Here is a 24,485-nt window from a genome sequence, read left to right on the forward strand (position 1 = left end):
TTAGCCCCGACAAGCACATTAGCTCCTGACAACGGATACGCTCTTTGTATCCTAGGAAGGAGAAAATGTGACCTCGAGGGGCTGGTCATTGAAGCTAGACAGGTTGGGTACTGAAACAGTCTTTCAGACATGACCAACACATAAGCTACTACTACGGAAGCGCTAAGATAAGGGACCTCGAGAAGCTAGTCCTTGAAGCTAGATAGATTGAGTGCTGATACGGCAACTTTATAATGAATGGTGAAGACGTATAAATTTTTTGAAGACTTATAAAATAATTTGAAGACTTATAAAATTTTTTGAAGACTTATAAACCTTTCCAACAAACAAAAACCGCCCATCAAAAGGCGGTTTTCTCATTAATATAATAGATCAAGAAACTCCTGGCGTGATACGTTGCCAAAGTAATGACTCAAATCAATATCTTCTAACACAGTTTCAATCGCTTCACGGTCATAACGCACACCATTCAGCTTATTTTCGATATCAGATACGTCGCCCACTCCAAAGAAGTCTCCGAAGATCTTACTTTCTTGAATGATTCCTTTTACGATGTGAAGGCGGATATCAACTGATCCTGCCGCAAATCGGTTGGAAAGCTCAACGTTGAACTTCGGTGACTTTCCGTAGTTCCAATCCCAGTTTGCATAGCGCTCTCTTGAAATCTTACGGATTTCTTCCCAGTCTTTTTCTGTTAGTTCGTATTTCGGCACAGAATCTAATTCTTCAAATAAGTAAGCAAGAAGCGTTTGTTTAAACTCCTCCATCGTCATATCTTCATCCAAGTGCTCACGAATATTCGTTACACGGCTGCGAATTGACTTGATTCCTTTTGACTCGATCTTGTCCATACGCACGTTTAGAGCAGATACCACATTCTCAATTTCAGAATCAAAAAGCAGCGTTCCATGGCTGAACATACGCCCTTTTGTAGAAAACTGTGCGTTCCCCGAGATTTTCTTACCTTCTGCTAAAATATCATTGCGACCGCTTAATTCTGCGTTCACTCCAAGTTTTTTCAGCGCTTTTACAACAGGATCGGTAAACTTTTTGAAATCATGGAACGAGTTTCCGTCATCCTTTGTGATAAAACTGAAGTTCAGATTACCAAGATCATGGTACACGGCACCGCCGCCAGATAAACGGCGAACAACATGAATACCTTCTTCGCGAACATATTCTGCGTTGATCTCTTCTACCGTATTCTGATTCTTACCGATAATGATTGATGGTTCATTTATATAAAAAAGCAAATACGTTTCATTGATGTCTAAATGTTTTAAAGCGAACTCTTCAATTGCCAAATTCACTCTTGGGTCTGTAATATTTTCATTATCAATAAAAAGCATAGTTTTCTCCTCTTTCAGTCCCTATCTTTAAGCTCCCCACGTCCAACCGGATGAGGCAAGCTCCACTTTATTGTTATACACCTCTTTTGCCTCTGTGACAAGCTGTGATAACTGACCAAAATGAGGAAGATGTGTAAGGAGCAGCTGACGAGCTTCAGACTGCTGAGCAAGCTTCCCGCAATCCTCTGATGTCATATGGCCAGGCCCGCTTCCATCCATCCCCTTATAAAAGTTGCATTCCGCAATAAGCAAGTCTGAATCTTTGCTAAACGGCACCAATTCAGGAATCAGTGCTGTATCAGCTGTGTAGAGAATGGTTTTCTTTCCATCTGTTATGCGCATCGCATAGCAAACCGCTGCATGTTTTGTAAGCTGAAACGTAATCGTAAACGGCCCAACCTTCAGCTCTCCTTCTGGGTCATACGCGATTCCCTGTGTATGCGTCCCGTGTGTGAGCGACTGAAAACCACCTTCATCCTTGTTGTGACCGTAGATTGGAAGTGTCTTTATCCCTTCCTGTAAAAAGGACTGGATGAGGCGGCTATATTGAAGCACACCAATGTCAGCAACGTGATCTGCATGATAATGTGACAAAACAACAGCATCCAGTTCTTCTGGCTTAATGTAGTTCTGCAGCTGAGAAAGCACCCCGCTTCCACAATCAATAAGCAGATTGAATCCATCACTTTGCAATAGGTAGCCTGATGTTGCTTCACCTGCTGCTGGGTAACCGCCCCAATATCCTAAAACCGTCAGTTTCATGATTTCGTCCTCCATTTTTACTTACTAGTTTACACAAAGGACTTTACTTTACACTAGTTATTGCGCTTTAATGCGTCTAATACTTCTTCCAAGATGGGGTTATTTTTATGATCTACTTTATATGCCGCATAGATCGTGTTCTCTGCCTTAAGCTCCGGGAACATCACTTTAACCTTATTCTCTTGAACCGATTTTTCTATTAAATAGGTTGGCAGGATACTGATGCCCAGCCCATTTTCCACTCCTTCTAAAATAGATCTTAAATCGGGAATAACGTGACATGGCTGAAAATCCGGCCGCTTATTAAAATGTTCTCGCCAATACCGTCTAATGATCGGAAGTTCCAACCCATAGCTTAGCCACTTCTGGCTTAATAGCCATTGTTCAATCTCCTCAGCATTTTTCACATCTGTTTCATACTCAGGGGAGCGGTTGCAACAAACACTTCATCTTCAAGCTTTCGATACTCGACCCCTTGATGCTGCGATTTTTGAGTTGTCAAAATCAGATCTACTTCATCTTTTTCAAGTTTTTCTAGTAATGTACCTGCCATTCCAAACTGAGCTAAAAAACGGATATTTAAACCTCGTATACTAGTGAGAGCGCGCTTCGTAAAATATTCAGCAGGCGATCCGATACGGATTACAGGGGCAAGCCCTTTGCTCGATGAACTGTGAAGCATTTCAAGTGTCGTATTCTCTAAGTTCTCGATGAGTGGGACAATTTTTGTATACAGTTCTTTTCCTTTGTCAGTCGGTACCATTTTGCGAGGAGCCCTAATAAATAATGGTTCACCAATTTCTGCTTCTAATGCCGCAAGATGCTGACTCATCGCAGGCTGTGTTAAAATTCTTGCTTTCGCTGCTGCAGAAACAGAACGGTGTTTGTAAATGCTAATAAAACTCCGGTACCATTCAAAATCTATCATGATTTGAACCCCCTTCCACGAATCATGAAAACAGCACCGCTCTATATGCCGAACGGTGCAAAGTGGTCTCTATAACTCGATAACGTTTAAACGATAAACTTCCCGTTGTTCGATAAGTGTTTCAATGTTTTTTCGATAGTTGGTATAATGCTCAGATTCTATATGTGATTTGAGCGCCCCTTCATCACGCCACGTTTCATAAAAAACGAAAGTCTCAGAGTCTTCGGCTGACTCGTGAAGCGTATAGTTGATGCATCCTTCTTCATTACGGGATGCTTGTACAACTTTTACTAATTCTTCGCGCAATGATACCTCTTTCCCTGGTTTTGCTTTTAATATGGCATTGATCGTAATAGACAAAACAATCACCTTCTTTTTTATTTTTTCATGCTGTTTCATTAAAATGGAAACTCCACTCCTGCCTCTACAATAACTTAAACAATCTTACAAACAATTTTCCCCTTCACATGACGCTGTGAAAGCCTTTCGAGTGTTGCAGGAACTTCTTCTAAAGTGATTACTTGTTCTAATATTGGAGAAACTTTTTTCTCTGCTACAAGCATCAAAAGTTCGTCTCCCATTTTTGCTAAGTCGCGCTCTGCCACTTCGTCATTGTTATGATGAATTGCGTTCAACGCCACCTCATGGAATGAAATCACTTTTGTAAAAGGTTTTACGCGCGTGTAATCTGGAGCACCCGCAATGTGAGCGATATGTCCGTTGTATGCGATTAAGTCAAGTGATGCTGTTGCGTTGTCTCGGCTTACTGTGTCTAGAACTGCATCAACACCTCTTCCGTTCGTGAACTCCATCACTTTTACCTTCACATCTTCTTCTTTGTAATCAATCACCATATCTGCGCCAAGTGAACGAACATACTCATGGTTGTGTGAAGAAGCGGTAGAGATAACCGTTTTCCCTGCATTCTTCGCGAGTTGAATCGCAAAGCCTCCAACACCACCTGCTCCTGCATGAATCAAGATCGTATCAATTGAAGACATAGGCAATTTTCTAAATAGCGCTTGATAAGCCGTATATCCTGCTGTAGGAAGCGCCGCTGCTTCTTCAAAAGAAAGAGAATCAGGAATACGTGAAATCGTATGTGCCGTTGTTACTCCATACTCTGCGTATGCCCCTTTTTTGTTGAAATCTCCGTGATACACAACTCGATCACCAATCTTCCAGTCTGTTACACCTTCTCCAACTTCATGAATGGTACCTGCAGCATCAAGTCCTAAAATGTGAGGGTATGTCCAGTTTGGGTTTCCGCCAGTTGCTGTTTTATAATCAACAGGATTTAATCCAGCAGCATGAATTTTTACTACTACCTCACCTTTACCCGCTGTCGGTGTGTCAATCTCTTCAATGTTCATTTCTTTCCATTGATTTTTGTCTTTTAAAAGTAATGCTTTCAATTTCATTCTCCTCCCAAGTATCCATTCTCAATAAATAAAGCCTGCAAACCTTTTCTACTATAAAGGTCTGCAGGTTTTCAAAATTATGCTAGCTGCTTAAGAACTTCTTTCGCAACAGATATTGTAGATTGCGGATTTTGACCCGTAATTAAGTGCTCATCCACTTGCACATGGTTTGCCCAGTTTTCAGCAGCTACAAACTCAGCACCTAGTTCACGCATGCGTGTTTCTAATAAGAACGGCATGTATTGATCGAGTGTTGTTGCAACTTCTTCTGCATCTGTGAACGCAGTAACTGTTTTTCCTGCTACTAATGGCGTACCATCAGAAAGTTTAACACCAACTAATCCAGCTGGGCCATGGCAAACAGCTGCTACTACTTTGTTTTGCTCATATAGATCACGAATCACTTCTTGAAGTTTTGTGTTCTCTGGAAGGTCGAACATTGTTCCATGACCACCTGGCAAGAAGATTGCGTCAAATCCATCAACGTCTTTAATCTCATCCAGTTTTACTGTGTTTTCAAGATATTTTGCTGTATCTAAAATTTCTTGAGGCACTTCACCTTCAAGGCTTCGGTCATCTACTGGAGCTTTTCCACCTTTAGGGCTTGCTACCGTAATTGTGTAACCCGCATTCGCAAACTCCACATAAGCCTCACCAAACTCAGATAACCAAAGACCTGTTGAGTGTTCGTTGTTCATGTTATCAGCCGTTGTAACGACCATTAATATATGTTTTGACATCGTATAATTCCTCCTAATTAACAGTAAGTTGTTTCTCTAACAAAACCTATTGTAGACCCTATCTTTCCATAATACAAATTAGAAAATATAGCACTTGTTATAAATATTTTTATAATAGGCTATTCTTTAGAGATTATTGTTTTAGAGGATTTTGTTCCATTCTCTTCATTGACAATTTGATTGGAGTGGAAGATGCGAGACTCTCGGCTAGGACAAGCGGTCAGGTGAGACACTTAAGAGTGAAACGTACGAATGTGGCTCACTGCCTGCCCCGCGGAAAGGGAGCATCTGAAACGGAAATCAACTACTTCCAAGAGCTAAAATATATACAATCAAAAACCCTCGCTAAAGGGGCGAGGGTTTGCATTATAATCTATTCTTTTACAGCACCTGACGTTAATCCTGACACAATTCTGCGCTGGAACAGAAGAACCATGATAACGAGAGGAACAGTTACGATAACAGTCGCGGCCGTAACCTCTCCCCATGGAATCGTAAACTGTCCTTCAAACATCGCGATTCCAACCGGAACGGTCTTAAACTCATCATCTGTATTGATCGTTAACGCAAACAGGAACTCGTTCCACGCTGAGATAAACACAAGGATTGCTGTTGTGAAAATCCCTGGAAGCGCAAGCGGCAGAATAACACGCCAGTAAGTTTGCATCAGTGACGCCCCATCGATTTTCGCTGCTTCCTCCAGATCAAATGGAATCTTGCGGAAGAACGTAACAAGAAGCCAGATTGACAATGGCAATGTGAACGTCGTATAAGGAATGATCAAACCAAGATAGCTATTTGTTAAACCAAGGTTTTTTAATACGATATAGATCGGCGAAATGGTTGCGATCTGCGGAAACATCGATACAGATAGCACCAATCCAAGAATGACTGTTTTTCCTTTAAAGTTTAAACGTGCGATCGCATATGCAGCAAAGCTCGCAACAAGGACCGCGTAAACTGTAGTTATCGTCGAAACGACTAAGCTGTTCCATAGATATTTTAAGAATGGATAGTTTACAAATACTGATTCGTAATTTTCAAGTGTCATATTATCCGTAAACGGTATGAACGCACGATCACCAAACAACTCGGCAACCGGTTTAATTGAACTTGCCAGTACCCATAAAAACGGAAACATGACAAGGAAGACAAACAATGCTAAGAATACGTAAAACATTGGTCCTGCTTTTTTGTTCATTTCCTATTCACTCCTTTATCTGTTCCGTTTTTTATTTGTCATTCAAAAGGTCACGGCCTAAGAACTTAATGTAGATCATAGAGATGATCGCTACACAGACAAACACAATAACCGAGAGCGCCGAACCTTCACCGAAATTGGTTTGTGCGAACATCACTTTATAAGCAAGTATGGAGATGGTTTCCGTAGAGTTGGCTGGTCCCCCACCAGTTAAAACATAGATCAAGTCAAACACACGGAATGCATCCAGTGTACGGAATAACAATGCGACTAGAATGCTTGATTTTAATAAAGGTAACGTAATCTTTAAAAACTGCTTCCACTTGCTTGCTCCGTCAATCGCTGCTGCTTCATACAGAGAGCTCGGTATTGTCTGCAGCCCAGCTAATAGCAAAAGTGCCATATAAGGTGTCGTTTTCCATACGTCTGCAAAAATAACGGCGAACATAGCGCCAGTGCTAGTAGTCAGCATATCTGTCATTTGGTCAAACAGGCCGATCTCTGCAAAGGTTTTTGCCACAATTCCGTTCTGCCCGTCATATAAGTACTTCCACATGAATGCTGAAACGGCTGTTGGGATCGCCCAAGGAATGAGGATCGTCGCACGAACTAGTCCTCTGCCGAAAAAAGCTTTATTAATAAGAAGTGCAATAGCCAAACCAATAACGAGCTCTGCAAAAACAGAGATTAGCGTAAAGACAGTGGTATTTTGGATCGCCTTCCACATACGGCTATCTGTTAAGTTTTCTTTATAGTGCTTCAAACCGATAAAGTTAGGCGTAATCACAGAGTCTTCTAAGGAAGAAGATAATCCGATCAAGTCTTCAGGATTTTTTAGTTCACCCTTTAAATCTCGAATAGAGTCTGTTGAATCATTAACAGCCTTCTCTAGATCTAAAGCTACTTTTTTGTCCAAATCTGAAACTGCAAGCTCTTCACTTATCGGCTCCATGATTGTAAGCTTCTCGTCTACCTGGTCATATTTACTCTTAAGCTCACTGTCTGCTTTTAATTCAGCATCTACTTTTTCTAGATTAGCTTTTATTTCTTCAAGCTCTGACTTTGTTTTTCCAGAGGCTGTATCCGCCTCATCTTCTAACGTACTAATCAAAAATGGATAGTTATCCAAATACGTTTGCAAATTCACTTTGTACGAAACATATGCTTCGGATTTGGCCGGATTATTCAGCCGCAAATCAAACATGCTGTAATAAAAAGATTGAAAAACCGGCCATATCGCGATAATTAAAATTAATATCATGGATGGTGCGATCAGCATGTAGCCGATAGAACGATCAGAACGTTTTTTCTTTTTCAGAGGTTTTGTCTTCGCTGCGATAGGTTTTTGGTTGTTAGGCATTAGATCTGGTTTCAAAAGTTTCAGCTCCTTACTGTTCGAATGCAATCGACGGACGGGCGCTGTAACGTCCATCCATTTCACTCTTTGTGGAATCGATACCAGTTATAAAAGTAAGGGGGCCTTTCTCATGGAAAGGCGTACCCCCTATCACTTTTTGTTTCCTTACTTTACAAGCTTTTCTGAAATTTCTTTTTGCATGTTCTTAGCTGCTTGTTCTGGTGTGATCTTTTTCGCTACAGCTTGAGAAACTTGAACTTGGATAATGTCAGAGATCTCTGGATAGTTCGGTGCTACCGGACGAGATACTGCAGCTTCAAGAGCTTTTACAAATCCTTCATCTTTGTAGTAAGGGTTTGCATCTAAAATTTCTTGATCGTCATACAGTGAAAGAATCGTTGGAGCGTGTCCGCCTTTGATCGCGTCTATCTTCTGTCCTTCTTTACCAGCCATAAAGCTTAAGAACTTCCAAGCTTCTTCAGGGTGTTTCGTGTTTTTGTTGATACCAGCCATCCAGCCGCCAAGTGCTGCTGCAGAACCTTTATCACCAGCCGGAAGTGGAGCTACTCCTACTTTACCAACGATTTTAGATTGCTTCTCATCGTTTGCTAATGCGAATTGGTACGGCCAGTTACGGATCAGACCAGCTTGTCCATTAATGAATGCTGTGTGAGACTCTGGCTCAGCGAATGTTGTAATGTTTTGCGGTACAACATCAGAGTTTACAACTTCAACAAGTTTTGCGATTCCTTTAATTGCTTCTGGGGAGTCGACCTTAACTTCACCGTTTTCGTCGATAATTTCTCCGCCGTATGATGCGATAAATTCAACTGCATTACATACAAGACCTTCATATTGTTTCGCTTGCATCAAATAACCGAATTGAGTACCGCCTTGGCCTTTCGTTTCTTTCGCTTTTGCTAATAGCTCGTCCCACGTTTTTGGAACAGAACCTTCGTCAATTAAGTCTGTGCGGTAGAAAAGCATACCAGCATCAATAAATTTAGGCAGCGCCCATTGTTTGCCTTTAAATTTAGAAGCACTGATCGCTCCTTGGTTATAATCATCTGGGTTGATTCCGTCTTTTTCCATAAAGCGGTCTAGCGGCATTAAGAATCCTGCTTGTGCAAATTCAGCCGGCCAGATAACGTCTAAGTCAATAACATCAATCTCGTCAGAGTTCGCATTGAATGCCGTAACATAAGCGTCATGCTGTTTTCCTGTATCAGCAGGCATCTCTTTAAATTTCACATCAATATTAGGGTATTTCTTTTCAAAAGCTTCCACCATTGCTGTAGTCCCTTGTGTATCATCCTTACCACGTGCATAAACGATTGTTACTTTTTCGTCTTTATCGCCGCCGGAGTTATTGTTGCTGCTGCCTTCTTCTTTGTCCGAACAAGCTGCAAGTACAAGTGACAGCGCTAGTGAAGTAGAAATCACTTTTGAGATTTTCTTAAGCTTTTTCATTGTCTTTCCCCCAAATCTCCTGTTTTGTAAACGATTACATTCCTTCGAAAAAAATTTTAAGTTGAGGACCGTTTGATTAACTGAAAGGGCAGAATCACTTCTTTACGTCTAAGTTGCTTTTTCGCTTGAATCGCTTCAACCATCAAATTCATTGCCTGGCGCCCAATCGTGTCAATGGGCTGTTGGATCGTCGTTAGATCCATAAGTTCAGCGAGAGGCTGATTATCAAACCCAATGATAGCTAAATCTTCAGGTACTCTCCAACCTGCATCGTATGCGGCTTTTGCAATGCCCGCTGCCACTTCATCACTGCCTGTAAAAACAGCGTGCGGCGGATCATCCAGCTGACTCAATTTTTTAAATGCAGCAAAACCGTCTTGCACACTATACGCATTGTAAAAGAACCACTCTTCCTTCATTGCGATGCCAGCATCATCAAGAGCTTGCAAGAAACCGATCTTTCTGTCCTTAGAAATTCTGGAGCTTTTGTGGTTACCCGTACAATAGCCGATTTTCGTGTAGCCTTGATCGATAAGATGCTTTGTCCCTAAATAGCTTCCTTCGATCTGATTTAAGTACACAGAAGGTACTTGAGCAGTGTCCGAATACTCATTGCATACGACAATCGGACCGAACGATAAATAGGGTTCGAACTCACTCCAATCGTTCTCAATAGAAGTTAAGATCAGACCGTCTACTTGCTTCGTTTTTAAAAGCTCTAAGAAATTACGCTCCTGTTCCTTTTTGTATCGGGTTTGGCACAATATAAGCTGATAGCCTTTTTTGGCCGCTTCCTTCTCCATTACTTCAACAAGGTGACTGAAAAATGGGTTGGTTATTCGCGGAACATAAACAGCGATTGTTTCTGTCTCGCTGCCGCCTCAACCTTCTTGCTGATGAATTGGGCACGTAATTCAGTTCTTGCATTGCCTGTGTTACGAGACGTTTTTTCTCCTCCGTCACATAAGGATGTTCATTGATCACCCTTGAGACGGTCGTGCGGGATAATCCTGCCTTTTTCGCCACATCTTGAATGGTTGCCATCAGATTCTCCTCTTAAAACAGTTGTGGAATCGAATTCATGAAATCGTTTTCATAATCAGAGTATAGTTCACCGAATGTTCACAGGTCAATCCTTTTTTCAGAAAGTTTTGCAATTAAAGATTTCAATTAAAGCAGGAGATACTACAATTCAAACGAACTTATGATAAAATACATACACGATTTTGTTTGATCTTTGAAAGGAGCCGGACCATGATTAAAGTAAAGAATTTAAAAAAGTCCTTCGGTGATCTCGAGGTACTTAAGGACATCAATGCAGAAATTAAACCCCAAGAAGTTGTTTGCGTGATCGGCCCTTCTGGCTCAGGTAAAAGTACATTTCTCCGATGCATTAATAAACTCGAAGACATTACTGGCGGACAAGTGTTGGTTAACGGAACAGACATTACTGATCCAAAAACAAACATCAATAAAATCCGTGAAGATGTGGGAATGGTGTTTCAGCAATTTAATCTCTTTCCGCATAAAACGGTTCTTGAAAATGTAACGCTCGCACCACTTAAAGTGAAAAATGCAAACAAAGAAGAAGCACGTGACAAGGCATTAAAGCTGCTCGCTAAAGTAGGTTTGCAAGACAAAGCCAACGCGTACCCTTCACAGCTGAGCGGCGGTCAAAAACAGCGTGTTGCCATTGCCCGTGCACTTGCGATGGATCCAAAAATCATGCTGTTTGATGAGCCAACTTCCGCTTTAGATCCGGAGATGGTCGGTGAAGTGCTAGAAGTTATGAAGGACCTCGCTCGCGAAGGCATGACAATGGTCGTTGTAACACATGAGATGGGCTTTGCCCGCGAAGTTGGCGACCGTGTCATTTTTATGGATGGCGGGTATATCGTTGAGGAGAACGTTCCGTCAGAGTTGTTCGGTAATACCCAGCATGAACGTACGAAGTCGTTTTTAAGTAAAGTGCTATAAGAGAAAGCCGGTTCCTGGTTTTAAGGGACCGGCTTTTATTTTGCAGTCTGTTCGGACGTAGGGCCTTATAGCAGAAATGTCGAATGGCCTTTATTTTTGATTTTAGACTTAATTGGTTGATGTTTAGACTTAATTAGTTGGCCATTTGACTTAATTGACCTTTCTTTAGACTTAATTAGTTGGTCTTAAGACTTAATCACCCATATCCCACAAAAAAACTGGACCCCTTAAGAGTCCAGTTTTCGACCTTATTTGATTAATCCTTTGCTTTTCAGGAAGTCTTGGGCTACTTTACGTGGATCTTCTTTATCCAAATCCACTTTTGCGTTCATTTCTGCCATGTCTTTCTCTGAAATCTTCCCTTCGAGCTCATTGAGTACACCTTCAAGCTTAGGATATTCCTTCAGCGTATCCTCTCTTACAATGGGAACCGCATAATAAGGCGGGAAGAATTTTTTATCATCTTCTAACGTCTTTAAGTTAAAGCGGACGATTCTTCCATCTGTCGTATATGCCGGAATGACATCCACTTTTCCTTCTTTTACAGCAGAGTACATTAAATTCGGATCTAAGCTCTTTTTCGATTGGAAGTTCAAACCGTATGTTTCCACAAATGGCGCGTAGCCATCTTCACGTTCAAAAAACTCAGTTGGACCGCCAAATGAAAGCTGATTCGTCTTTGGTGCTAACTCAGAGATTGTTTTAACATTTATTACTTGTTTCGCTGTCTCAGGATTCAGTGCTACTGCATACGTATTCTCAAAACCAAGCGGCTTTGTCCACTTCAAGTTGTATTCCTTTTCATATCCTTCTTTTACAGCTTCATAAATCTCGTCAGGCGTCATGCTAGGATCATATTTCTTTTTTAAAATCGTCAAATATCCAGTGCCCGTGTATTCCACGTATAAATCAATATCACCTTTCTTAATCGCTTCCGTTAAGATTGGTGTTTCGCCGATTGCTTCTTTAACAACGACTGGATAATCGGTCTTATCTTTCACATATTCCGAAATCACATAAGGCAGGATATATTGCTCGGTCCACTTCTTACCTGTAATCACGATTGCATCCTCGTCACCACCACCTCGAAGTGCGAAGAAAAGTACAAGCGCCGCGATTGGTACACCAATAAGTACAGGCAGTTTCCAAGAACCCCGCTTCTTTGATGCCTTTGGCTCTGTTGCTAATTCAATCCGACGTAGTATAAAGTCAAATACAATGGCAAGCAATGCTGCTGGAATGGCACCTGCTAATACAAGCTCATTTCGTGTAGTAGATAGACCGCGGTAGATGAGATCCCCAAGTCCACCAGCTCCAATAAAGGCTGCAAGCGTCGCAACACCAATCGTTAATACGGTTGCTGTTCTGAGACCTGCCATAATGATCGGCAAAGCGAGCGGGAGTTCAATCATTCTTAGGATTTGAGTATTTGTCATCCCCATCCCTTTACCCGCTTCAACGGCAGATTTATCGACACCCGTAATACCTGTGTACGTGTTCCTTAAAATCGGCAATAACGCGTAAACGGTTAGAGCAATAATTGCCGTCGTGCTGCCGATTCCGAATACAGGCAGTAAAAATCCGAATAGTGCTAAACTCGGTATCGTTTGGAAGATCGCTGTAACACCGATAACCGGTTCGGCTACACGCTTGCGTCTTGAAATAAATATCCCAAGCGGCACTGCAATAACTGCGGCGATAAGAATCGATACGAGCGACAAAAATAAGTGCTGCTGAAGCCCTGTTAGTATTTCAGGCCATCTATTCACAAACGTATCTTTCATGGTCACAAAAAATTATTCAATTCCCGCACCTCCCTCGACAGGTTTTTGTGCGGAAATGTTCAATCCAGCAAGTCCTCGCATCATAGAAGCTCTCGTGATCAATCCGACTAGCTTTTCGTTTTCGAGTACAGGAATCATCTGGACACCGTTCGTAGCAAAAATCTCAGCGACTTCAGTGTATGTGGCAGATACATCAACTGAAATGATCTCTTTATCCATTAGATCGCCGACTGTCTTATCTTCTTCAGGAAAATGCTGCTCTATTTTCTCTAATGTCGTAATCCCGAGAAGTTTGTTTTGTTGATCAGTAATTAATAAACTGTCTACACCATAACGTTTCATCATCTTTAACGCTTCTGCAAGTCCTCTTGTTAATCTCGCAGTAACCGGGTTCGGCCTCATTAGATCTACCGCTTCAGGCATTGACGCATCTTCTGCAGACAATCGATTTTCACCAATAAACCCTTTTACAAAATCGTTAGCAGGATGACGCAGTATTCTTTCCGGTGTATCAAATTGGATGATCTCGCCCTTATTTAAGATTGCGATTCTGTCAGCAATCTTAATCGCTTCATCCATATCATGTGTTACGAACACAATTGTTTTCTTAATCGTGTCCTGCAGCTTAACAAGTTCATCTTGCAGCTGTTCACGACTGATTGGATCAAGTGCTGAGAATGGCTCATCCATTAAGATGATCGGGGGCTCGGCAGCAAGAGCACGAATAACGCCGATACGCTGCTGTTGACCGCCGCTTAGCTCAGAAGGGTAACGTTTTCTGAAGGTTTTAGGATCTAAGCCTACTAGATCGAGCAATTCATCTACTCTGCCATCATACTTTTCTTTCTCCCACCCTTTTAAACGCGGGACAAGCGAAATGTTGTCTTCAATCGTCATGTGAGGCAGAAGACCAATCTGCTGGATGACATATCCGATATTCCTTCTCAGCTCAACGGGGTTTTGGTTTGCAATATCTTCTCCATCAATTAAAATCGTTCCTTTTGAAGGCTCGATCAAACGGTTTATCATTCTCATGGTTGTTGTCTTACCACAACCACTAGGCCCGATTAAAGCGACTAACTCCCCTTGTTTAATTTGAAAGTCGATGTTCTTCAAAGCCTCAAAACCGTCAGGGAACGTTTTCCCTACGTTTTTGAAAGTAATCAAGTGTGTTTCTCTCCTTTATGTCATATGTAAAATAAGCTGCATCCATTAGAATGTCCAATTATTATCTTTCCCTTGCTTGCTAACTTGAAAACGTCTTTTTGAAAGTGTCAGTTTAAAGTTTATGGCGGATTCACCTGAAGCGTGATGTTATTATTGGAAGTGGTTGATTTCCGTTCCAGGTGCTCGCTTTCCGCGGGGCAGGCGGTGAGCCACATTTGGAAGTTTCACTTTTAAGTGTCTCACCTGCCCGCCTGTCCCGCAGGAGTCTCCCACCTTCCACTACAATCAACGGTCACAGAAGAAAATAAAAATGAATTTGAAAGCAACAATCTTTAGAAAAGATCCTTATTAATTGTGTCAGTTTTAAGCTTTGGGACAGACTGACTGACTAGTATTTCGTTGACGTATGGCGCTCGTATTTTTCGTATGGCGATCGTCCAGCTTGCTTATCAGCTGCTGGACGAGCACAAAAAACACCCGAGGGCTAATAGTCCCTCAGGTGTTCGCATCCTATTTAAGCTGCTGCTACTTCTTCCGTATCATTCTTTTTTCTAATTTGTTTTGCAAAGTAGATCCATGTTCCTACCATACAAAGTGCCATGAACCCTACTAAAATCCACATGTTGAAGATGAAGCTGCTCATATCACCACTTGAGATTACGGCTTTAAAGCCTGCCACCGAATATGTCATTGGAAGCCAAATGTTAAAGCCTTGAAGACCGTTCGGAATCAGTTCAAGCGGGAATGTTCCTGCACTCGTTGTAAGTTGCAGAATCAAAATGATAATCGCTACAAATCGGCCCGGGTCTCCTAAAACCGTCACTAGCAATTGTACGAGAGCTAAGAACGTTAAACTTGTAATGATGCTTAGTCCTATAAATGCTCCTAAGTTACTTACCTCAATGTCCAGTCCATACAATAAGACAGAATCAGCAATCAGTGCTTGGATGACACCCACTGCCGCTAAGAAAGTAAACTTGCCGGCAAACCAGCTAAATCCTGAACGCGGTTCTCCTGCTTTATCACGTAACGGGAATACGATCGACATTAACAATGCCCCTACGAAAAGCCCTAGTGATAAGAAGTAAGGAGCAAAACCAGTTCCATAGTTTGGAACATCTGAGAAGGTTTTGGTTTTCACAGAAACAGGGTTCGCGATTCTCTCAAACATTTCACTGTCTGGATCAAGTTCTCCTGTTTTGTCTGCTGCTTCACTAAGTGAAGACGATAATTTGCCGCTTCCATCAAGAAGCTTTTGTTCGCCGTTATGAATCTCTTTCACGTGACCCGTAACCTCTTGCCATCCTGATGAAACCGTTGACGTTCCATCTGCAATCTTTCCGCTAGCAGCTAACAGCTGTTGAGAACCAGACGCTAGTTCTCCTAGCTTAGATTGAAACGTTTGCGTCCCTTCATTTACTTTTGCTTGACCGCTCGCAAGCTGATCAACTCCGCCAACTAATTTAAGCTGACCGTTATGAAGCTGCTCTGCTCCTTGTGCTACAGCGGTTTGTGAGTCACTAAGTTTTTTAGCACCGGCTGAAAGTTCATTAGCACCTCCAGCAATCTTACCTGTTGCTGCCGTTAAACCATCTAATCCTTTATTAATACCATTGCTTGCCGCTGCAAGCTGTTTTAAAGAAGCTGCAATCTCTTCGTCTGACATGTTGCCTTGGTTTTGAATCAATGCATTAATTTGTTGTTCTAGTTGTTTTGATCCTGCTGTGGCTTTTTGTGCACCTGCGTTCCATTCATTCACAGAACCGGCAAGCGTACTCGCACCATTTGATAAATTAGCGGCACCGCCTTTGAGTGCAAGACTGCCATCCTTGATTTTTTCAGACCCTGCTGTGGCCTGACTTAGTCCGCCTTTTAGCGCTTGTGCGCCGTTACTCAGCTGACCTTGACCTGCTGCAAGCTGTTTATGAGCAGCGAGCAGTTTATCGACCCCGCTATCAAACTCAGTCATTTTTGATTGGAAAGTAGCTGCACCATTTTTAAGCTCATTGATCTGTGGTGTTTTCTCTTCCATACCCGCTGCAAGTTCACCACTTCCAGACGAAGCTTTCTTCAGACCATCTGTTACTTGATTCGAACCGTCTGCAGCTTTCTCCAAACCACCGGCTAATTGCTCTACTTGATCGAACATGACCTCAGCATATGTTTTGGTGAGTTCGTTGGATAAACTTTCCTTCATCTTATCAACGGCTGTTCCACCAATTTGTGCTGCTAGAAAGTTAAAGCCTGCGTTCGGTGTATAAATGATTTCTGGCTTTTTATTCGAGCTGCCTGATAATGATGTTGCTTCTTCAGAAAAGTTTTCTGGAATTTCAATCATCATGTAATAATCATTATGTTCGAGTCCTTGTTTTGCTTTTTCTTCACTTACGAATTTCCACTTAAACTGAGGATTCTCTTTCAGCTTTTCAACAAACTCATCCCCAACCGTTAAGTTTTCTCCGTTATACTCATATCCCTCATCCTGATTGACTACGGCAACCGGCAGATCTTCCATCTTGTCATACGGATCCCAGAACGCCCATAGAAACATTCCACTGTATAACACAGGTATAAAAAGAACTGCCAAGACCGGCACAGCAATTTTTCTGTTCGAAAATACCGCTTTAAATTGAGCTCCGATACTTTTTAGCACTAATTTTCACTCCTCTTTAATACTTTATGACCGTTTTGGTCATATGGTCATTTTACTCCAAAAAAGAGAACTCTTACGTTCCGCTTTTAGAAAAATGACCGAAATTAGAATTTGGTCACGAGTAAATATATCACGTTTTATCTGCTTCTGCAACACTAGGATTTTCTTAAGCCATCCATCACAAACATCTCGAGTACTTCAAGCATCTTCTCTTTTTTAAGAGCCTCGTTATCACGCTCCCAATCGAATATGAGAGCGAGATAAAGTTTTACCATCATAAAGGCGACAATGTCTGTTGGGCATTCTTTGATCTCGCCTTTTTCGACTGCTTTATCGAGTTCTTTTTGAACAAAACTTAACACAGCCTTTTCGATCCTTTGCAGGGCTTCCGTTACGGGCGATGTATTTAATTCTTTCACTTCTTGTGAAAGTTTGACTGCCAACTGATGCGTTTTTCGAAACTCGATTACTTCATAAAGAGCATTGTGCAGATTTTCATAAAAGGGGCGGTCTTCTTTGATTGCAGCAGAAGCCGCCAGTTTTGTTTCTTTCACCAAATTTGTGATGATCTCAGAAAACAGCTCTTCTTTATTAGAGAAAAAAGTATAGATTGTTCCTTTTCCAACGTTAGCAATCTTCGCGATCTGGTCTACCGTACTTGCTTTGTAACCAAACATCGAAAAAGAACGCTCTGCTGCTTCCAAGATGCTTTTTCTTCGGTCCATCATTCTACCCTCCTCTACCATCGGACTTGATTTTGTATATAGCGGCAATGTTAAAAGTACCCGCGTCCCTTCGTTAAGTACACTTTCATAGCGAAGTTTTCCGCCCATATCCTGAATCAATTTATACGTTACCATCATGCCCAGACCAGTACCTTTGGCTTTCGTCGTATAAAAAGGAAGACCGATCTGTTCAAGTTCCGCTTCTGTCATACCCTTACCATTGTCTTCAATCGCAATGGTAATATTCCTTTTCGTCACTTTGTATGGATACAGATGAATGGTTCCACTTTGCTCAATCGCTTCGATACCATTTTTTATTATATTGATCAACCCTTGCTTCAGTTTTGGTTCATCAATACAAACTTTGTAAGGACCCATCTCACTAGCTGTTACTTCCACATTGTTGATTGCCCCATATGGAGCCGTTAACGCAATAACATCCCGCAAAACCTTTTCAAGCATAATTCTCTCAAGCTTCGGAACATCAGGCTTAACCATAGACAAATAATCCGTGATGATCTTGTTCGTTCGGTCCAACTCTTCAATCAAAAGCGGTGAATGTTCCTTCAGCTTTGCATCTGTTGTCGTACTGCCGAGAAACTGAATCATCCCTCTAATTGTCGTCATTGGATTTCTTACTTCATGCGCAATCGCAGCTGCCATTTGTCCTGCAACTGCCAGCTTATCTAAATAAACCGTTTCTTTTAACTGCATGTTGATCTTAACGAGTCTCTCAATTAAAAATATACAAGAAAAGAATGCGATTAAAAAACTTGAGAAATAGACCAAATAAAAATCAATCGTTAGAAAATCTAAATACGTATGGATGAACAACATATAAAACAACGTATAAACCAAAGCAATATAGATCGCAGAAATCCATCTGCGTTTGTCTTCATCAAAAAATCCATGATAAATCAAGCAGACGACATATGCCAAGAAAGTCAAAACGACTCCAAGCCATGCAAAATCCCCGCCCATAGCCATTCTAGTCACAAGTACAATCAATGAACAGATTGCCCCCGGCAGCCAGCCTACATAAAGTGTGACAATCATGATCGGTACATTTCTTAAATCAAAAAACGAATCTTGCAGAGTTTCAATAGGAAAAAGCATACAAACTAGCGCTCCAACTCCGCTAATCAAACCAAAGATCACTTGGTTTTTATAACTTGGAATAACACCAGGATGAAGGGGAAAGAACATATTCAGAAGGTGTGTAAAGGAGAAAATGATTGCAATATTCACAAATAACGGTTCAATAAATGCTTGCATAATGCTCCCCTTCCCTTTTTTCTTTCTTCAGTATAGCAGAAACATTCTACAAGAAAATATAAAAAACGACAAACATATCCATTTGTCGTTTAATTTTTCATTTATTTAAGATGTTCACATACAATGATTATTTTGAAAGTAGGTTGATTTCCGCTCCAGTTGCTTCGCTTCAATCAACTTGGCATGAAGTTCTTTGGAAAAAGATACGCAACCCCGAAGAAATAAGCTGTTAAGAACATACTACTCTAAAGCTTAAAAAGAGATTCTACAGCCATTTTAGCAGAGTTCACACAATCTGGCAGTCCTACACCATCGTATGGGGCTCCTGCTAGTTTCACACCCGGAAGCTTTTCGTTAAACGTGTTTCGCAGCTTCTTCACATATTCTTTATGACCCACTTCATACTGCGGCATCGAATCAACCATTCTGGAAACGTGATAAAATTCCGGACGTGCATCAACACCCATGATTCTTTTCAAGTCGTCCAATACCTTTTTCAATATAACTTCATCTGTTTCGTGAACGATATCCTGATCTTCAGCTCGGCCTACATAGCAGCGAAGGACAACTTTGCCTTGCGGTGTCGTATGCGGCCACTTTCTGCTCGTCCATGTACAAGCCGTAATAGAAGTCTTCTCACTTTTAGCAATAACAAAACCTGTACCATCTAAAGAAAAGTCCACATCTTCCTCATTAAAACTCATCGCGACCGTCGCTACAGAAGTAGGCTTCGTTTCATGAAATCCCGCTGGAAGAGAGATTCATCAAATAGTTTTTTCGTGATCACATACGGAGTCGTCACAATCACATGATCACCTATGATTATTGAACCATCTTTCATATTTACCGAATACGTTCCATCTTCTAAACGCACAACATCCTGCACGTTAACCCTAGTCTTAATACGATCTTGGGGCAAGGATTTCGACAGAGCTTCTATGAATGATGACAATCCGCCCTTAAGCGTTAAAAAGCACCTTTTTTCTTTTGTGGTTCCGGTGTTTTCTGTATCTTAGGCTGCGACTTTTTCATCCCTAAAATTAAGCTTCTATGCTTCTTTTCTGTTTCCACGAATTGTGGAAAAGTAGATTGCAAACTGAGTCGATCAATTCGTCCTGCATAGATACCTGATAATAAAGGTTCAATCAGACGGTCGACCACTTCATCACCAAGACGCCTTCTAAAAAAATGACCTACTGAAATATCACGATCTGCATCACTTCGTTTAGGCAGAACAAGGTCTAATCCCGCTCTTGCTTTTCCTGCTACAGAAAAAAGGGGTGTGAACGCAAATGGCATTACTTTTGTCGGAATCCCCATCACAGCTCCTTCTGGAATCGGATGAAGCTTCATGTTATGCAAAATGTATGCCTGCCCTGTTTCATTGGAAACCAGCTCATGACCAAGACCAATATCGTTAACAAGATCTGTCATAACCGTTTTTCTAGCAAGATAGGAATCGGGTCCGCGTTCTAATACATAACCGTCTTCTCTAATCGTATCGATCTTCCCGCCAAGCCGCTCGCTACCCTCAAGCAATGTAAAAGTTACCGGTTTTCCAGTTTCTTTAGCATATTTCTGAACATAAAAGGCAGCGGCTAAACCTGTTATGCCGCCGCCCAATATAATAACGTGCTTTCGCTCGCTCATATCTTTCACATTCTTTCTTTTGCTAGTGCGTTTTCGATTACCGTTGCCAAACAATCAATAAATTCAGGCTTTGCGTTCGGCATTTCAGGACGATAATAGTTAACGCCTAACTCATCCGTGACGACTTTACACTCATAGTCATTGTCATATAAAACTTCTAGATGATCGGCAACAAAACCAACCGGGCAATAGATAAAATGCTTGTAGCCATGCTCGTTATAGAGATCACGAGTTAAATCCTGAACGTCTGGTCCGATCCACGGTTCAGGTGTATTACCAGCACTCTGCCAACCGATCGTATAGTGCGGAACATTCGCTTCTTTCGCAATAAGATCAGCCGTTTCCTGAAGCTGCGTCGGATACGGATCCCCCATTTGAAGAATCTTTTCTGGAAGACTATGCGCAGAGAAGATCACAACGGTTTTGTCATGCTCATTTTCTGGGATGTTATTAAACGTTTGTTTAATGCCATCAGCCCAATATTGAACATACTTAGGCTCATCATACCAGCTATCGATGGTTACAAACGACGGACCGCCTATTTTGGCAGACTCCTCTACCGCGCGTCCGTTGTAAGACTTTACACTGAACGTTGAGTAGTGAGGAGCAAGAACTAAAGTCACCGCTTCTTCAACACCGTCTTCTTTCATCTGATGCACAGCATCTTCAATGAATGGATCAATATGTTTCAGTCCGAGATAACTCTTAAACTCTCGGTCAGAAAAACGACGGTTCACTTCTTCTTCAATTTTTTGAGCTTGCTCTTCTGTAATCTTAGCAAGCGGTGAAATTCCGCCGATCTGCTCGTATCGTTCTGTTAGTTCCTGCAGCTGTTCAGGAGAAGGCTTACGTCCTCGTCTAATGTGTGTATAATAGCTTTCTACTTCATCAAGACTTCTTGGCGTGCCGTACGCCATAATTAATAGACCTGTTTTCTTATTACTCACTCTTTATCACCCTAGTTTTTTAGACGTATATTCATGAACAAAGGTGGTCAACTGCTTTAATGTTGCAATGTTTACTTCAGGGAAAATACCTTTTCCGACATTGAAGATAAAACCTGGTTCTTGCATACCTTCATCCAAAATTTCTTTCGTACGTGCTTCGATTACTTCCCATGGCGCCAACAGAATGGAAGGATCCAAGTTTCCTTGAAGAGCCTTTGTAACACCCATCTGACGCGCTTCTCTTGGGGATATTCTCCAGTCAAGACCAATCACATCGATAGGAAGTTCATTCCACTCCATTACTAAATGGCGTGCGCCTGTTCCGTAAAGAATTAAAGGCACTCCTTCTCCTCGAAGTTCGGAGAAGATTCTATCCATGACAGGCATGATGTATTTTGCGTAATCCTGTGCATTCAACGCGCCAACCCATGAATCAAAAATCTGAAACGCTTGTGCGCCAGCTGCGATCTGCGCTTTTGCATAAGCGATCGTCATATCGCCTAGCTTGTCCATCAGCATGAACCAGCTTTCAGGGTCAGAGTACATCAGCTGCTTAGTTTTATGATAATCGCGCGAAGGCCCGCCTTCAACCATATAGCTCGCAAGTGTAAACGGAGCTCCTGCAAACGTAATAAGAGGCACTTCTAATTGCTGACGTAAAATCTTAATCGTATCCAAAACATAAGGTACGTCTTTTTCCGGGTTAATCGTCCCTAATCGTTCCACGTCTTCACGTGTTCGAACAGGCTTTTCAATCACTGGTCCAATTCCTGACTTAATCTCTACATCCACCCCGATCGCAGGGACAGGAGACATAATATCTTTGTAAAGAATGGCAGCATCAACACCATGCTGATCAACAGGCAGCTTCGTAACGCCAGCGCATATCTCTGGTCTATGTGTGATTTCAAATAGTGAATACTTCTCTTTCAATTTACGGTACTCTGGCTGGGAACGGCCCGCCTGTCTCATGTACCATACAGGAATATGTGAATTTTTCTCCTTACGACACGCTTTCAAAAACTCTTCATTCATTGTCAAAACGTACACACCTTTCTATCCAAGACCAAAAGCTCACAGCACTATTGTTATCTCCTAGCTGCTGAAACTTAAAACCTTTAACGTCAATATCCATACACATTGTAAGGGAATTCATAATAAAAGTATAGGCTGAAAGCTCAATTGTCATGATTTTGGCAAAATGGATGTTCATCAGGTGATGAAAGCCTTTACAGTTATAAGCTGGTGAACGGGATGGAACGAGAAAAAATATGGATTAAGTCCAAGTAGTAAACAATTAAGTCTAAATGGACTTTGATTAAGTCTAAATGGATAACAATTAAGTCTAATGAAGCACTAATTAAGTCTTAATTAGAAAATATAGGCTATTCGACACAGTTCGACTCCCCTCGTCTCGCTCTACTTCCACTTCCTCAAAAAAAGAAGACAGTCTCACCGACTATCTTCCACTCAGTCTTATTCATCATTCTTCTTTTTCTTTTTCTTATTCTTCTTCTCTTTTTCTCTATCTTTCCGAACCTTATCTCTCAAATCTTTCTCATTTTCCTCACCAAAACTCGGGAAAAGAGAGATCGACACAACATTTGATGGTTCTCCTTCTTGTTTCGTAAGTGGATTGTATGGAACAACATAAAAGTCTGGCAGTGTGAAGAGATTCTTGCCCGAAGCAGTATACTCTCCTTTTCCTTTTAATGTATCTAAAAGGGTAGTTTCACCTTCATTCACTGCATAAACCTTATACTGCAGCCGCTTATCTCTAGACGGAGTCCAGTTTAGCTTAACGGACGGCATGCCATAGTCGCCCATTCCAAAAGCTGCACGCAGGTCGCGAATCTCTATCAAGTCAATAGGAGGCTCTAAATCCTTCACCCCATCAGGTTTTTTAAACGATAATCCCTGTTGAGAAGGCATCCCATTAATCACTTGTTTAAATAAAAGCGTTGGAAGAGCGCTTCCGCTGTTCAAATAGGAATTCTTCGTCGTTCGATCATACCCTACCCAAACGGCACCAACGATTTCAGGGGTATAGCCGACAAACCACGTATCTTTGTTTCCTTTTTTACATTCGGATAGTTCGTGGTTCCAGTCTTCCCTGCGATCTCCATATTTTCAGGTCCATCAGATCCCGTTCCGTTCTTCACTACCTGCTGAAGCATGCGGGTCATGTACCATGCGTTCTGCTTTTTCCACACTTTCTTTTCTTCACGCTTAGCTCTACCGATAAGATCTCCTTCATTGTTATAGATCTTGCTGATCACAAAAGGTTCCACCGTTTTACCTTCATGAAGAAAACTGCGGTATCCTTTTACCATTTGAAGTGGACTTACACCTTGATCAATACCGCCGAGCGCAATTCCAAGTCCTTTATCTTCAATCGGTATTCCGAGCTGGTCTAGATAGTTTTTCGAGTCTGAAATTCCAACCTCATTTAATAGCCAAACTGCAGAAGAGTTCACCGAATGGGAAATGGCATCAACCATCGACACTTCGCCTTCATATCTGCCGTTATAATTCTTCGGTTCATAACCGTTATAGCTTAATTCCTCGTCTCGCAGCATAGAATAGGGTTTATATTTTTCTGATTCCAACGCCGGGCCATATACAGATAAAGGCTTAAAGGTTGAGCCTGGCTGACGGTTAACTTCTACACGATTTAGCCCTTCCGTTACATAGTTCCGTCCGCCTTGAACGGCGATCAGTCCGCCAGTTTTGCCATTCATCAAAACCATCGCGCCTTCAGGTTTTTCCTGGCCCGTACCGACAAAATACTGGCCGTCTTGAAAACTTTTATACACCGCATCTTGTGCTGCAGGATCCATAGGTACCACAATTTTGTAGCCGCCCTGTCTCAGTTCTTCTCTTGAGAGGTGATACTTGTCCTTCGCTTCTTTTATCACCATATCAATATACGTTGTATAAGCGGGATTCCGTTCTTCTTGCTGAAAATCAAGGGCAATGGTCTTCCCTTGTGCCCTAACGGTTTCTGAAGGCGAAAGATAATCTTGTTTTTCCATTAGTGTTAGGACAAGGTCACGGCGCTCTTTTGCTTCATCAGGAT

At 41.7% G+C, this 24,485-nt stretch carries 22 protein-coding genes and 2 pseudogenes; 1 reads left to right on the top strand and 23 read right to left on the bottom strand.

Going from position 1 to position 24,485, the window contains the following annotated elements; genetic code table 11:
- Positions 1-359: 359 nt before the first annotated feature.
- The 12 genes from ACEWFH_RS19510 to ACEWFH_RS19565 form a co-directional block, all read right to left on the bottom strand.
- The gene (locus ACEWFH_RS19510; RefSeq protein WP_473725347.1) at positions 360-1,349 is read right to left on the bottom strand and encodes a lipoate--protein ligase; all 990 of its coding nucleotides are present in this window, start codon (positions 1,347-1,349) and stop codon (positions 360-362) included.
- 27 nt (positions 1,350-1,376) lie between these two features.
- On the bottom strand, positions 1,377-2,111 hold the full coding sequence (locus ACEWFH_RS19515; RefSeq protein ID WP_473725348.1) for an MBL fold metallo-hydrolase: 735 nt from the start codon (positions 2,109-2,111) through the stop codon (positions 1,377-1,379).
- Between the two features lie 53 nt (positions 2,112-2,164).
- Positions 2,165-2,518: a LysR substrate-binding domain-containing protein gene (locus ACEWFH_RS19520; protein ID WP_473725349.1), complete on the bottom strand. Its 354-nt coding sequence runs from the start codon at positions 2,516-2,518 to the stop codon at positions 2,165-2,167.
- Positions 2,515-3,039, bottom strand: a complete 525-nt coding sequence (locus ACEWFH_RS19525) for a LysR family transcriptional regulator (RefSeq protein ID WP_473725350.1) — start codon at positions 3,037-3,039, stop codon at positions 2,515-2,517. The genes ACEWFH_RS19520 and ACEWFH_RS19525 overlap by 4 nt, the downstream gene beginning before the upstream one ends.
- Positions 3,040-3,108: 69 nt before the next feature.
- The gene (locus tag ACEWFH_RS19530) at positions 3,109-3,438 is read right to left on the bottom strand and encodes a putative quinol monooxygenase (RefSeq protein WP_473725351.1); all 330 of its coding nucleotides are present in this window, start codon (positions 3,436-3,438) and stop codon (positions 3,109-3,111) included.
- Positions 3,439-3,473: 35 nt separating this feature from the next.
- On the bottom strand, positions 3,474-4,454 hold the full coding sequence (locus tag ACEWFH_RS19535) for a zinc-binding dehydrogenase (RefSeq protein WP_473725352.1): 981 nt from the start codon (positions 4,452-4,454) through the stop codon (positions 3,474-3,476).
- A gap of 83 nt (positions 4,455-4,537) precedes the next feature.
- Positions 4,538-5,200, bottom strand: a complete 663-nt coding sequence (locus ACEWFH_RS19540) for a type 1 glutamine amidotransferase domain-containing protein (RefSeq protein ID WP_473725353.1) — start codon at positions 5,198-5,200, stop codon at positions 4,538-4,540.
- 373 nt (positions 5,201-5,573) lie between these two features.
- A complete protein-coding gene (locus tag ACEWFH_RS19545) occupies positions 5,574-6,401 on the bottom strand; it encodes a carbohydrate ABC transporter permease (RefSeq protein ID WP_066240055.1) in 828 nt (275 codons plus the stop codon).
- 31 nt (positions 6,402-6,432) lie between these two features.
- The gene (locus ACEWFH_RS19550) at positions 6,433-7,719 is read right to left on the bottom strand and encodes an ABC transporter permease subunit (protein ID WP_473727361.1); all 1,287 of its coding nucleotides are present in this window, start codon (positions 7,717-7,719) and stop codon (positions 6,433-6,435) included.
- A gap of 204 nt (positions 7,720-7,923) precedes the next feature.
- Entirely contained in the window at positions 7,924-9,228 is a 1,305-nt protein-coding gene (locus tag ACEWFH_RS19555; protein WP_473725354.1) for an ABC transporter substrate-binding protein, read from the bottom strand.
- Positions 9,229-9,284: 56 nt separating this feature from the next.
- Positions 9,285-10,088, bottom strand: coding sequence for a substrate-binding domain-containing protein (locus ACEWFH_RS19560; protein ID WP_473727362.1), 804 nt, complete (start codon positions 10,086-10,088; stop codon positions 9,285-9,287).
- Complete coding sequence (locus tag ACEWFH_RS19565) at positions 10,036-10,272, bottom strand: LacI family DNA-binding transcriptional regulator (protein ID WP_473725355.1); 237 nt, start codon at positions 10,270-10,272, stop codon at positions 10,036-10,038. The genes ACEWFH_RS19560 and ACEWFH_RS19565 overlap by 53 nt, the downstream gene beginning before the upstream one ends.
- Positions 10,273-10,482: 210 nt before the next feature.
- Here ACEWFH_RS19565 and ACEWFH_RS19570 point away from each other — a divergent pair, with 210 nt between their 5' ends.
- The gene (locus ACEWFH_RS19570; RefSeq protein WP_473725356.1) at positions 10,483-11,205 is read left to right on the top strand and encodes an amino acid ABC transporter ATP-binding protein; all 723 of its coding nucleotides are present in this window, start codon (positions 10,483-10,485) and stop codon (positions 11,203-11,205) included.
- Positions 11,206-11,453: 248 nt separating this feature from the next.
- On the opposite strand, the gene ACEWFH_RS19575 is transcribed toward ACEWFH_RS19570, so the two are convergent.
- The 11 genes and pseudogenes from ACEWFH_RS19575 to ACEWFH_RS19625 all read right to left on the bottom strand — a co-directional run bounded on the left by ACEWFH_RS19575 (position 11,454) and on the right by ACEWFH_RS19625 (position 24,441).
- Positions 11,454-12,974, bottom strand: coding sequence for a glycine betaine ABC transporter substrate-binding protein (locus tag ACEWFH_RS19575; RefSeq protein WP_473725357.1), 1,521 nt, complete (start codon positions 12,972-12,974; stop codon positions 11,454-11,456).
- A 27-nt stretch (positions 12,975-13,001) separates the two neighbouring features.
- Positions 13,002-14,156: an ABC transporter ATP-binding protein gene (locus tag ACEWFH_RS19580; protein WP_473725358.1), complete on the bottom strand. Its 1,155-nt coding sequence runs from the start codon at positions 14,154-14,156 to the stop codon at positions 13,002-13,004.
- A gap of 150 nt (positions 14,157-14,306) precedes the next feature.
- Positions 14,307-14,429, bottom strand: coding sequence for a hypothetical protein (locus ACEWFH_RS19585; protein WP_473725359.1), 123 nt, complete (start codon positions 14,427-14,429; stop codon positions 14,307-14,309).
- 241 nt (positions 14,430-14,670) lie between these two features.
- Entirely contained in the window at positions 14,671-16,809 is a 2,139-nt protein-coding gene (locus ACEWFH_RS19590; protein WP_473725360.1) for a YhgE/Pip family protein, read from the bottom strand.
- A 155-nt stretch (positions 16,810-16,964) separates the two neighbouring features.
- A complete protein-coding gene (locus tag ACEWFH_RS19595) occupies positions 16,965-17,537 on the bottom strand; it encodes a TetR/AcrR family transcriptional regulator (RefSeq protein ID WP_473727363.1) in 573 nt (190 codons plus the stop codon).
- Between the two features lie 45 nt (positions 17,538-17,582).
- Positions 17,583-18,809, bottom strand: a pseudogene (locus tag ACEWFH_RS19600) (ATP-binding protein); the annotation flags it as partial.
- A 245-nt stretch (positions 18,810-19,054) separates the two neighbouring features.
- Positions 19,055-20,459, bottom strand: a pseudogene (gene hemY, locus ACEWFH_RS19605) (protoporphyrinogen oxidase).
- A 5-nt stretch (positions 20,460-20,464) separates the two neighbouring features.
- A complete protein-coding gene (hemH, locus tag ACEWFH_RS19610) occupies positions 20,465-21,406 on the bottom strand; it encodes a ferrochelatase (protein WP_473725361.1) in 942 nt (313 codons plus the stop codon).
- Between the two features lie 6 nt (positions 21,407-21,412).
- Positions 21,413-22,441: a uroporphyrinogen decarboxylase gene (hemE, locus tag ACEWFH_RS19615; RefSeq protein ID WP_473727364.1), complete on the bottom strand. Its 1,029-nt coding sequence runs from the start codon at positions 22,439-22,441 to the stop codon at positions 21,413-21,415.
- A gap of 441 nt (positions 22,442-22,882) precedes the next feature.
- Entirely contained in the window at positions 22,883-23,392 is a 510-nt protein-coding gene (locus ACEWFH_RS19620) for a hypothetical protein (protein WP_473725362.1), read from the bottom strand.
- Positions 23,393-23,421: 29 nt separating this feature from the next.
- The gene (locus ACEWFH_RS19625) at positions 23,422-24,441 is read right to left on the bottom strand and encodes a transglycosylase domain-containing protein (protein ID WP_473727365.1); all 1,020 of its coding nucleotides are present in this window, start codon (positions 24,439-24,441) and stop codon (positions 23,422-23,424) included.
- Between the last annotated feature and the right edge of the window lie 44 nt (positions 24,442-24,485).

Source organism: Fictibacillus sp. EA-CB0309 (genome assembly GCF_055814265.1).

Coding starts and splice junctions, on each gene's coding strand:
- ACEWFH_RS19515 (WP_473725348.1), bottom strand. CDS start 2,111: ATGAAACTGACGGTTTTAGGATATTGGGGCGGTTACCCAGCAGCAGGT.
- ACEWFH_RS19555 (WP_473725354.1), bottom strand. CDS start 9,228: ATGAAAAAGCTTAAGAAAATCTCAAAAGTGATTTCTACTTCACTAGCG.
- hemE (WP_473727364.1), bottom strand. CDS start 22,441: ATGAATGAAGAGTTTTTGAAAGCGTGTCGTAAGGAGAAAAATTCACAT.
- ACEWFH_RS19565 (WP_473725355.1), bottom strand. CDS start 10,272: ATGGCAACCATTCAAGATGTGGCGAAAAAGGCAGGATTATCCCGCACG.
- ACEWFH_RS19545 (WP_066240055.1), bottom strand. CDS start 6,401: ATGAACAAAAAAGCAGGACCAATGTTTTACGTATTCTTAGCATTGTTT.
- ACEWFH_RS19625 (WP_473727365.1), bottom strand. CDS start 24,441: ATGGAAAAACAAGATTATCTTTCGCCTTCAGAAACCGTTAGGGCACAA.
- ACEWFH_RS19510 (WP_473725347.1), bottom strand. CDS start 1,349: ATGCTTTTTATTGATAATGAAAATATTACAGACCCAAGAGTGAATTTG.
- ACEWFH_RS19525 (WP_473725350.1), bottom strand. CDS start 3,039: ATGATAGATTTTGAATGGTACCGGAGTTTTATTAGCATTTACAAACAC.
- ACEWFH_RS19540 (WP_473725353.1), bottom strand. CDS start 5,200: ATGTCAAAACATATATTAATGGTCGTTACAACGGCTGATAACATGAAC.
- ACEWFH_RS19570 (WP_473725356.1), top strand. CDS start 10,483: ATGATTAAAGTAAAGAATTTAAAAAAGTCCTTCGGTGATCTCGAGGTA.
- ACEWFH_RS19595 (WP_473727363.1), bottom strand. CDS start 17,537: ATGATGGACCGAAGAAAAAGCATCTTGGAAGCAGCAGAGCGTTCTTTT.
- ACEWFH_RS19530 (WP_473725351.1), bottom strand. CDS start 3,438: ATGAAACAGCATGAAAAAATAAAAAAGAAGGTGATTGTTTTGTCTATT.